This is a genomic window from Marisediminitalea sp. (genome assembly GCF_984433645.1).
Genome location: NZ_CFIDRX010000158.1, coordinates 1 through 10,076, shown reverse-complemented (window position 1 = coordinate 10,076; position 10,076 = coordinate 1). Strand labels below are relative to the sequence as shown.

At 49.2% G+C, this 10,076-nt stretch carries 11 protein-coding genes; all 11 read left to right on the top strand.

Annotation, left to right across the window (positions count from 1 at the left end):
* The first annotated feature begins 262 nt into the window (after positions 1–262).
* Positions 263–1,699: a Fe-S cluster assembly protein SufB gene (sufB, locus tag AC4MRN_RS16480; RefSeq protein WP_073323113.1), complete on the top strand. Its 1,437-nt coding sequence runs from the start codon at positions 263–265 to the stop codon at positions 1,697–1,699.
* 8 nt (positions 1,700–1,707) lie between these two features.
* Positions 1,708–2,469, top strand: coding sequence for a Fe-S cluster assembly ATPase SufC (gene sufC / locus AC4MRN_RS16475; protein ID WP_073323110.1), 762 nt, complete (start codon positions 1,708–1,710; stop codon positions 2,467–2,469).
* Positions 2,466–3,722 (top strand): Fe-S cluster assembly protein SufD, encoded by a 1,257-nt coding sequence (sufD, locus tag AC4MRN_RS16470; RefSeq protein WP_491055725.1) that lies wholly within the window; start codon positions 2,466–2,468, stop codon positions 3,720–3,722. The genes sufC and sufD overlap by 4 nt, the downstream gene beginning before the upstream one ends.
* The gene (locus tag AC4MRN_RS16465; RefSeq protein WP_073323104.1) at positions 3,719–4,936 is read left to right on the top strand and encodes an aminotransferase class V-fold PLP-dependent enzyme; all 1,218 of its coding nucleotides are present in this window, start codon (positions 3,719–3,721) and stop codon (positions 4,934–4,936) included. Before sufD ends, AC4MRN_RS16465 begins: the two co-directional genes overlap by 4 nt.
* Positions 4,937–4,948: 12 nt before the next feature.
* Positions 4,949–5,305 carry a HesB/IscA family protein gene (locus AC4MRN_RS16460; RefSeq protein ID WP_491203888.1) on the top strand — a complete coding sequence of 119 codons (357 nt, stop codon included), beginning with the start codon at positions 4,949–4,951 and terminating at the stop codon, positions 5,303–5,305.
* Positions 5,306–5,314: 9 nt separating this feature from the next.
* Positions 5,315–5,848, top strand: coding sequence for a putative Fe-S cluster assembly protein SufT (gene sufT / locus AC4MRN_RS16455; RefSeq protein WP_073323096.1), 534 nt, complete (start codon positions 5,315–5,317; stop codon positions 5,846–5,848).
* A gap of 27 nt (positions 5,849–5,875) precedes the next feature.
* A complete protein-coding gene (locus AC4MRN_RS16450) occupies positions 5,876–6,286 on the top strand; it encodes a SufE family protein (RefSeq protein ID WP_073323093.1) in 411 nt (136 codons plus the stop codon).
* 121 nt (positions 6,287–6,407) lie between these two features.
* Positions 6,408–6,839, top strand: coding sequence for a nucleoside-diphosphate kinase (gene ndk, locus AC4MRN_RS16445; RefSeq protein WP_073323091.1), 432 nt, complete (start codon positions 6,408–6,410; stop codon positions 6,837–6,839).
* A 123-nt stretch (positions 6,840–6,962) separates the two neighbouring features.
* The gene (gene rlmN, locus AC4MRN_RS16440) at positions 6,963–8,081 is read left to right on the top strand and encodes a dual-specificity RNA methyltransferase RlmN (RefSeq protein WP_073323089.1); all 1,119 of its coding nucleotides are present in this window, start codon (positions 6,963–6,965) and stop codon (positions 8,079–8,081) included.
* 43 nt (positions 8,082–8,124) lie between these two features.
* Positions 8,125–9,279, top strand: coding sequence for a type IV pilus biogenesis/stability protein PilW (gene pilW, locus AC4MRN_RS16435; RefSeq protein ID WP_491203887.1), 1,155 nt, complete (start codon positions 8,125–8,127; stop codon positions 9,277–9,279).
* A 13-nt stretch (positions 9,280–9,292) separates the two neighbouring features.
* Positions 9,293–10,076 (top strand): helix-turn-helix domain-containing protein (locus AC4MRN_RS16430; RefSeq protein WP_491203886.1); only part of this gene is annotated, 784 nt, incomplete at its 3' end.

Here is a 10,076-nt window from a genome sequence, read left to right as displayed (position 1 = left end):
GCGAAGGGCGGCCAGTCAAGGTTTGCAGTTTGGGGGATAATAGTGCAAGATCCCCAGCCCCCAGATGCCCGTACAGAATAATAACGCAAGCAATGGATTCGCTTTATGACAGGTATTTCGCTCAATAGTTGAGTGAAACACTCAGGTATTATAGAATACCGCGCGAAAAATAAGGGATACATGGCGTCCGATAGCCTGACTATCGGGTACACCGCACCCACAAAAGGCGTGCAATCAAAGACCAGTTAAGTGAGATGAGTCAATGAGCGATCAGATCGAACAGGCATTGTCGAAACAATATGAGGCGGGTTTCTACTCTGAAATCGAGTCCGATACCTTCGAAAATGGCTTGGACGAGTCAGTTATACGACGTATTTCGGCCATTAAAAATGAGCCTGAGTGGATGCTTGAGTGGCGTTTAAAAGCTTATCGTTCATGGTTAGAAATGGAAGAGCCCGAGTGGGCCCATGTCGACTATGAAAAGGTGGATTACCAGGCGATTTCTTATTATTCGTCGCCAAAGAGCATGAAGGATAAGCCGAAGTCGTTGGACGAAGTCGATCCGGACCTGCTGGACGTATACAACAAGCTGGGTATTCCTTTGCACGAGCAGGAAATGCTTGCAGGTGTCGCCGTGGATGCGGTATTTGATTCAGTATCGGTGGTAACCACTTTCCGCGAAAAGCTGGAAGAAGCGGGCGTTATCTTCTGCCCTATTTCTGAGGCTATCCAAAAGTACCCGGAACTGGTGAAAAAATACATTGGCTCTGTGGTTCCTCGTACCGACAACTACTTCGCTGCCCTTAACAGCGCCGTGTTTACTGACGGTTCATTTGTTTATATTCCAAAGGGTGTGCGTTGCCCAATGGAACTGTCCACTTACTTCCGTATCAACGAACAGAATACCGGTCAGTTTGAGCGAACGCTGATTGTTGCTGATGAAGGCAGCCACGTAAGTTACCTGGAAGGTTGTACCGCACCACAGCGCGATGAAAACCAATTGCACGCGGCGGTTGTAGAACTGGTTGCACTGGATAAAGCCAATATCAAGTACTCAACTGTGCAGAATTGGTACCCAGGCGATGAAAACGGCAAGGGCGGCATTTATAACTTCGTAACAAAACGCGGCATTTGCCACAACGATGCGAAAATTTCGTGGACTCAGGTAGAAACCGGCTCGTCAGTTACCTGGAAATACCCTAGCTGCGTATTGAAAGGCGATAACAGTATTGGCGAATTTTACTCGGTAGCACTGACTCGTGGACGCCAGCAGGCCGACACAGGTACTAAGATGATCCATCTGGGTAAGAACACGCGCTCTACCATTATCTCGAAAGGGATCTCAGCCGGTAAGAGTAACAACGCCTATCGCGGTCTGGTGCAAATGGGTCCAAAAGCCGATAACGCACGTAATTTTACGCAGTGTGACTCACTGCTCATTGGCGATCAGTGTGGTGCTCACACGTTCCCGTACATTGAAAGCCGCAATCCATCTGCCATTGTTGAACACGAAGCCACCACCTCTAAAGTCAGTGATGAGCAAATGTTCCTGTGTCAGCAACGCGGTCTGGACGCAGAAAAGGCGGTATCAATGATCGTCAACGGCTTCTGTAAGGAAGTCTTTAAAGAGTTACCTATGGAGTTTGCGGTAGAAGCCGGCAAGCTACTTGAAATTAGTTTAGAAGGTTCTGTGGGGTAAAGAATTTAATGTTATCCATCAATAATTTACACGCCAGTGTTGAAGAAAAGCAAATCATCAAAGGGTTAAACCTGGAGATTAAACCTGGTGAAGTTCATGCCATCATGGGACCTAACGGCGCCGGTAAAAGTACGCTGGGTTATGTATTGTCTGGCCGTGACGGATACGAAGTGAACGACGGCAGTGCAACGTTAAATGGCAAAGATTTATTAGAACTGGAAGTCGAAGAGCGTGCCCGTGAAGGCTTGTTTCTGGCATTCCAGTATCCGGTAGAAATTCCTGGCGTGAGCAACATGGAATTCCTCAAAGAATCCGTTAACGCGTTGCGCGAACACCGAGGCGAAGAACCCCTTACGGCTGCTGAATTTTTGAAAAAAGCCAAAGCAGCATGTAAACAAGTGCAGTTACCTCTGGACTTCCTGAAGCGCGGCGTTAACGAAGGTTTCTCTGGTGGTGAGAAAAAGCGTAACGAAATCATGCAAATGATTCTGCTTGAACCGTCACTGTGTATTCTTGATGAGTCCGACTCAGGGCTTGACGTAGACGCGTTGCAAGTGGTTGCTGACGGCGTAAACAGCCAACGTGATGGCGAGCGTAGCTTTATCGTTGTGACTCACTACCAGCGTCTGCTTGACTATATTAAACCTGACTTCGTTCACATTCTGGCCGACGGTAAAATCGTCAAAAGCGGTGATGCATCGCTGGCACTGGAAGTTGAAAAATCAGGTTATGCGTTCCTGGGTAAAGCCTACGAGGAGAGCGAGGCATGAGCCAGTGGCTGTCAGAAGTAATTGCTGAAGGCCAACGTCAAAATGACTGGTTGTCAGGCAATCGTCAGCTAGCAACAGCAGCGTTAGCTAACGTTAAATGGCCCGTGCGCCGTCAGGAAGCCTGGCGTTTCACACCATTGGTGCCGGTTGAAAAGCGCACCGTTAGTCTGGCAGGTCCGTCAGAACAGCAATCTACAGCGCCTGTCATAGACGGACTCGACGCTTACAGCCTGTCCTTTACGGGCAATCAGTTGAGCGATGAGCAAGGCCAGGTGCCGGAAGGGCTTACGTTTACGCTGTTCTCAAAAGCAGATGAAGCACAACAAGCCAGTATCCAGGCGCTATTAGGCCAGGTTAAGCCATCTCATCATTTGTTTGGTCAGGTCAACGATGCCCTGCTGACAGAAGGTGTGTACATTCATGTACCGGCCAACACCGTCATTGACACGCCAATTCGATTAACCCAATTGGCAGCCAGTGCAGGTGATCAGCATTTACGCGTACTGGTGCATATTGAAGACGGTGCCAAAGTCTCTGTTATTGAAGATGGCTTCGGCGATGCAGACAGCCTGAATACCTTTGTTAGTGAATATGTGCTGGAAGCCCAGGCTGAACTGGAGCATTATCGCTTTGCCATGTATACCCAACAGGCTATGCATGTGGGAAGCTGTCATTTCAAAGTGGCAGAGAAAGCACAGTTAACCAGCAATATCGTTGGTTACGGCAGTGTATTGTCGCGTCTTGACGTCGATGTGGAATACACAGGTGAATTTGCGAATGCAAACCTGAACGCCATTTATTTGTTGGCGGAAGGGGAGCTTTTCGACCTGCACTCTACCATTGAGCACGCTGTACCCAATTGTACGACCGAAGAAAATGCTCGCGGTATTGTAGGTGACCGTGCTAAAGCGGTATTTAACGGGCGAATTCACATTCATCGCGATGCCCAGAAAACCCTGGCAGAACTTAACAACCGTAATTTGTTGTTGTCACGCCGTGCGGTAGTCAACACCAAGCCAGAGCTTGAAATCTACGCTGACGACGTGCGCTGTGCTCACGGTGCTACCGTGGCTGAAATCGAAGAAAAAGCGCTGTATTACCTGTTAACGCGCGGAATCAGCCGCAGCCAGGCATTGATCATGCTGAACTTCGGTTTTATTCAGGAGTTGATTACACAAATTCCAAATACCGCCGTGAGTGACTGGTTGCTACACCGTTTGCGTGAGCGCTTCGTGAGCATGGAGGTCAAATGAGTTTCGACGTTCAGGCCATCCGCGCGCAGTTTCCAATATTGTCACAACAGGTAGACGGCAAGCCGCTGGTTTATCTGGATAACGCCGCGACAACACAAAAGCCGCAGGCGGTTATCGACGCGCTGATGAGCTTTTACACGCAAACGAATGCCAATGTGCATCGCGGCGCGCACAAGCTATCTGATGAAGCGACGCGCAGATACGAAAAAGCACGTGATCAGGTTACTTCGTTTATTAATGCAAATAGTCGTGAAGAAGTGATCTGGACAGCGGGCACTACCGAAAGTATCAATATGGTAGCCCATGGCCTGACCAAACAACTGGAAGCCGGTGATGAAGTGGTTGTTACCGAAATGGAACACCACGCGAACCTGGTTACCTGGCAGCAAGCCTGCATACAAAGTGGTGCCACATTGCGTGTTGCGCCCATCTTTGATAACGGCGAGTTGGATATCGAAACGTTCCAAAGTTACCTTGGTCCGAATACTCGTATGGTTGCTTTCCCGCATGTATCAAATGCGTTGGGTACCGTGAATCCGGTGAAAGAACTGGTACAAATGGCCAAGCGATACGGTGCACTGGTGCTGGTTGACGGTGCTCAAGGCATTGCTCATGGCGGCGTTGACGTACAGGATTTAGGCTGTGATTTCTATGCCTTCTCCGGACACAAGTTATTTGGCCCAACCGGCATTGGTGTATTGTGGGGCCGCAAATCTATTCTGGCTGACTGGCCTGTATGGCTAACCGGCGGTGAGATGATCGCCGACGTGACGTACCAAACAGCAACCTGGGGTAATCTGCCAAATCGTCTTGAAGCTGGTACACCGCACATCGCGGGCGCTATTGGCCTGGGGGCGGCAGTTGAGTGGTTCAGTGGCCTTGATTTAGCAGCTGTTCAGGCGCACGAAAAGTCATTGATTGACGCTGCCATGAAGCAGGCTCAGGACATCGAAGGCATGCGTTTGATCGGTACCGCCGCTAACAAAGTAGGTATTCTGAGCTTTGTTATGGACAATGCCCATCCGGCGGATGTCGGCTTTATTCTGGACCGCCAGGGCGTGGCAATCCGTACCGGCGATAACTGTGCGCAGCCGCTGATGAACCGATTAGGTATAAATGGCACCGCCCGTGCATCGTTTTCTTTATACAATACCCTTGACGAAGTGGACGCGTTCTTTGTCGCGCTTCGCAAGGCACAAAGCATGTTGGCTTAACAGGAGCATACAATGACCGTTGAAACCTTTGTGCCCAGTCAGGATGTGGTGACGCTCACTGATAGCGCAATTAAACACTTTGAATCAAAACTGGCAAAGCAGCCGGGTAAAATTATTCGTTTGTCGACTATGGTCAGCGGTTGTACTGGCTATGCCTACGTGCTGGACTTTGCCGACGGCAGCAAAGAAGACGACGAAATTCTCAACGTATCAGACCTGCTTACTGTTGCTGTTGCTAAAGATGCCCTGCAGTTAATTCGCAATACCGAAATTGACTATGTACAGGAAGGCATAAACGGCGTCATTAAGTACCACAATCCGAATGTTGTGGATGAATGCGGTTGTGGTGAAAGCTTTAACGTCGGGTAACCCTGCAGAATGAAACAAAAAATGGTAGTGACCGAACGCGAAGTGCGGTCACGCAAAGTCCCCTCCGGCGAAAAAGTAATGATACCGGGCGGCGAATTCGTCAATCTTACCCAGGACCTGGGCGGCAACTACACGGTTACCTGGCGCGGTAACATGCTGCGTATCGATGGTACAGATGCCGATGCGATAGGCAGAAAGCCGCAAGAGCTTGATTTTGAAGTACCCGCCGATGGAAAGATTGCTGAGCAACAAGTCTGGGACGCGCTGGAAACTATTTATGATCCGGAGATTCCCATTAATCTGGTGTCTCTGGGCCTCATCTACGCAGTTAAGCTGGACCAGGAGCAAGGCGCCGTAACGATTGATATGACGCTTACCGCACCAGGTTGTGGCATGGGCCCGGTATTAGTGGGTGATGTAGAGTATCGCGTTGGCTTAGTGCCTCATGTTAAATCCGTTAAGGTAGAGTTGGTGTTTGATCCGCCCTGGTCCAGAGAGATGATGAGCGAAGAAGCGCAACTTGAAGCCGGCCTGTTTTTTTAATTTCAGTAACGATAAGTAATCCCGATTATGTCATTACCCTCAAGCGAAGAAATCATTGAAGACTTAGCCTTTTTTGATGATTGGGAACAGCGATACCAGTATATTATTGACCTGGGCAAGGCGTTGCCGCGCTTACAGGACGAACAGAAAACCCCTGAGCGTTTGGTAAAAGGCTGTCAAAGCAGTGTGTGGCTGGTAACTTCGGTTGATGCGGGCAAGCTGCACTTTGACGCCGACAGCGATGCAGTGATTGTACATGGTCTGCTGGCGCTGGTCATGGCGGCCTATAACGACAAAACACCGCAACAAATTCTGGATTTTGATATTGATGGTTATTTCGAGGCGCTTGACCTTGAACGTCATATTTCTCCTACCCGAGGCAATGGGTTGCGCGCAATCGTAGGCAAAATTCAAACCCTGGCGAAGCAAACTGCGTAAACGCCTATTTCCCCCAATTGTGAAGATTTTTTGATAATTGTTGCTGTGCCCCTAGGCACAGCGCAAAAGATTGCCTATAATTCGCGGCCAAAATTTTTACTATTACAACCGGAGACAGAAGATGGCTCTTGAGCGTACTTTTTCAATTATTAAGCCTGATGCCGTTGCTAAGAACGTGATCGGTGCAATCTACAATCGTTTTGAATCTGCAGGTCTGCGCATCGTTGCTTCTAAAATGGTTCACATGAGCAAAGAACAAGCAGAAGGTTTTTATGCAGAACACAAAGAGCGTCCTTTCTTTGGTGCTCTGGTTGACTTCATGACATCTGGCCCGGTAATGGTTCAGGTATTAGAAGGCGAAAACGCTGTTGTTAAAAACCGTGAAATCATGGGTGCAACTAACCCAGCTGAAGCAGCTGCGGGTACTCTGCGCGCTGACTACGCGGTATCAATCGACGAAAACGCAGTTCACGGTTCTGACGCACCTGAATCAGCGGCTCGCGAAATTGCTTACTTCTTCTCTGAAGAAGAAATCTGCCCACGCACTCGATAAGACGCCGGGTTTTGATTAAAAAGGGAGCTTCGGCTCCCTTTTGCGTCTGTGCGTCACGGGTTATCCCGTGGTATTCTATGCAGGTTGCAACGTTAACGATGTTCACAGTAGGTTAAGTGCTTTATGGCTAAAACGAATTTATTGAATCTAAATCGGCAGGGAATGCGCGAGTTTTTCGCGGAGATGGGCGAAAAGCCGTTCCGTGCTGATCAGGTCATGAAGTGGATCTATCAGCAAGGCGTCAGTGATTTTGAGCAGATGAGTAATCTGAACAAACACCTGCGCGCCAAACTTATTGAGCATTGTGAAATTGTTGCGCCTGAAATCGCCTATCAGCAAAACGCAACCGACGGTACCATCAAGTTTGCTTTGCGTTTAGAAGGCGGTCAGGAAGTGGAAACCGTGTGGATCCCGGAAGCAGATCGCGCCACTCTGTGTGTTTCTTCGCAGGTTGGTTGTGCATTGGAATGTACCTTTTGCTCAACCGCACAGCAAGGCTTTAACCGCAACTTGTCTGTGAGCGAAATTATCGGTCAGGTGTGGCGGGTTGCCACCACATTGGGCTTATCTAAAGACACCGCGAAGCGCCCGGTGACTAACGTGGTAATGATGGGCATGGGTGAACCGCTGTTGAACCTGAAAAACGTTGTGCCAGCCATGGATATCATGATGGACGACTTTGGTTTTGGTTTGTCTAAGCGCCGAGTGACACTTAGCACGTCAGGCGTTGTGCCAGCACTGGATATGCTGGGCGATCAGATAGACGTTGCCCTTGCCATTTCACTTCACGCGCCGAATGACGAGCTGCGCAACGAAATCGTGCCTATCAATAAGAAATACAATATCGAAACCTTCCTTGCCGGTGTACGCCGTTATTTAAGCAAGTCAAAGGCGAACCAGGGTAAGGTTACGGTTGAGTACGTGATGCTGAATCAAATCAATGATTCTACCGATCACGCTCACCAACTTGCCAAGGTAATGAAAGAAACGCCCTGTAAGATTAACCTAATCCCGTTTAATCCGTATCCGGGCTCGCCGTATACCTGTTCCAGTAACTCGCGTATCGATAGGTTCGCCAAAGTGCTGATGGAATATGGCTTTACCGTGATTGTGCGTAAGACAAGAGGCGATGATATTGACGCCGCTTGCGGCCAATTAGTCGGTGATGTCGTAGACCGGACTAAGCGCATGTTAAAAAAACAGATGAAGGGCGAGTCGATTTCGGTAAAAATGTCTCAATAATATAAAGGACGATAAGAGGTTAGCGCCCGCAATGAGAATAGTAATGCTAGTAACGCTACTGTGGTTATCAGGCTGTGTTAGCGAAAATCAGGGCGGCAATTTCAGCGCCGAGTTCGATCAGAATGAAGCGGCGAAAACCCGCATTTCACTGGGTCTGACCTATTTGAAAAACGGCAACTATACCCAGGCAAAAATGAATCTGGATAAAGCCTTGTCGTTTGCACCACGCCTGGCCGACAGTCATTACGGGCTGGCGTATTATTATCAGGTCGTCGGCGAGGTAGAGCGGGCAAGGGAAGCATACGAAACCGCAATGAGTCTGGCACCACGCAACGCCGATATCGCCAACAGCTATGGCGCGTTTCTGTGTCAGCAAGGCGACTACGAAGAAGCCAAAACCTTTTTCCTGCAGGCCGTGAATTCCAAGCAATACGCAAATTCAGCGGCGACTTACGAGAACATGGCGCTGTGTGCTCAGAGCCAGGGGCAGGGTGAAGATGCCATCGAATACCTCAACAGTGCCCTCAAACATCAGCCTGGCCGGGCAAAAACACTGTTTATTTTGACGGAAATGTACGTTGCTACCGAGCAGTATGACCTCGCTGAGCAAACGTTGCGTAAATACGAAAAAGTCGCCCGTGTATCGCCTGATTCTCTGTGGATGGCTATTGAAATAGCAACGGGCAAAGGCGACATATTAACCGCGAACGGCTACGGCGACATGCTGTTAACCATGTATCCTGATAGCCCGCTAACTAAACTCTATATCGACAGACAACAGAAACTGCCTCAGCCGGTGATTAAGGTTAAAACCAAGCCGCAGCAAAGTGTTAAGCCGGACACCGTGAGTGTGGCAGACTTGCAATCCAGCACCGAACCGACGAAACCTGCTGCTGACACTAGGGTTGCTAAGCCAGAGTCTGCTAATAGCCAGCCGACAGTCGTTACCGACATCGCTAATGAAACCGACATCAATACTGATGACGCTGCCGATGCAGAAAGCGTTGCTGAGGATGCTGTTGCTGCCGAACCTGTTAAGTTTCACATTGTACAGCCTAAAGAAAACCTCTATCGGCTGTCACTGAAATACAATATAAAACTTGATACCCTGAAAGCGTGGAATAACCTCGACAATAACGGGTCTATCAAAATCGGAACGAAATTATGGCTGGTACCGCCAGCTGAACAGACACAGTAATCTGGGTACATAAATGGATAAAGAGCAGCTGCTAGAAGCTGATGAACAGCACGTGCCGGCCACACCAAGCCCGGGACAATTATTACGGGAAGCTCGGGAAAAGCAGGGGCTTTCACAACAGGCTATCGCCGATAAGCTGTTTTTGCGGGTCAATATTATTTCTGATCTGGAAGAAAACCGTTTAGATGAAAATACCTCGGTTACCTTTTTTAAAGGGTATGTGCGTCTCTACGCCAAAAACGTTGGGTTGAACCCGGAAGAGTTGATTGCCCTGTTTGAGCAATACCATACTGCGCCAAAGCCGCCAGCCAAGCTACAGAGTTTTTCAAAGCGCGTGGCTAAACAAGCCCATGACGACCGCTGGATGATGGTTACTTACATTATTGCGCTCATCTTGTTGGCCGGTGTCGTTGTATGGTGGTATCAGCAACCTGCTAACGACGACGACTTTGTCCCGTCCTCGACCACGACATCGACTACCAGCGGTTCATTAGCAGCCTCACCGCATGCCGCCAGTGCTGTAGACACCGATGTTGATGATTCGGCGTATGTAGAAAACAGTGCCGAACAAGCAGACGCCTTGCTGAACGATGATGAAGGGGGAGCAGACGATACGTACCAGGATGAAGTCCTTACGACGCCTGAAGTGTCAGATACCAACACTGCACCCTTAGAAGAGCAGGACAGTAGCGACACTACCGATTCAGACCTGGAAAGCCGACTTTCACTACCTGCAACAAATCAGGAAACTAGTCGGGATGAAGCTGGCAAGGTTGCACTGACATTTACCTTTGCCG

What these genes read in the sequence shown, in the direction of transcription:
- sufB (WP_073323113.1), top strand. Translation starts at nt 263, where the DNA reads ATGAGCGATCAGATCGAACAGGCATTGTCGAAACAATATGAGGCGGGT.
- sufC (WP_073323110.1), top strand. Translation starts at nt 1,708, where the DNA reads ATGTTATCCATCAATAATTTACACGCCAGTGTTGAAGAAAAGCAAATC.
- sufD (WP_491055725.1), top strand. Translation starts at nt 2,466, where the DNA reads ATGAGCCAGTGGCTGTCAGAAGTAATTGCTGAAGGCCAACGTCAAAAT.
- AC4MRN_RS16465 (WP_073323104.1), top strand. Translation starts at nt 3,719, where the DNA reads ATGAGTTTCGACGTTCAGGCCATCCGCGCGCAGTTTCCAATATTGTCA.
- AC4MRN_RS16460 (WP_491203888.1), top strand. Translation starts at nt 4,949, where the DNA reads ATGACCGTTGAAACCTTTGTGCCCAGTCAGGATGTGGTGACGCTCACT.
- sufT (WP_073323096.1), top strand. Translation starts at nt 5,315, where the DNA reads ATGAAACAAAAAATGGTAGTGACCGAACGCGAAGTGCGGTCACGCAAA.
- AC4MRN_RS16450 (WP_073323093.1), top strand. Translation starts at nt 5,876, where the DNA reads ATGTCATTACCCTCAAGCGAAGAAATCATTGAAGACTTAGCCTTTTTT.
- ndk (WP_073323091.1), top strand. Translation starts at nt 6,408, where the DNA reads ATGGCTCTTGAGCGTACTTTTTCAATTATTAAGCCTGATGCCGTTGCT.
- rlmN (WP_073323089.1), top strand. Translation starts at nt 6,963, where the DNA reads ATGGCTAAAACGAATTTATTGAATCTAAATCGGCAGGGAATGCGCGAG.
- pilW (WP_491203887.1), top strand. Translation starts at nt 8,125, where the DNA reads ATGCTAGTAACGCTACTGTGGTTATCAGGCTGTGTTAGCGAAAATCAG.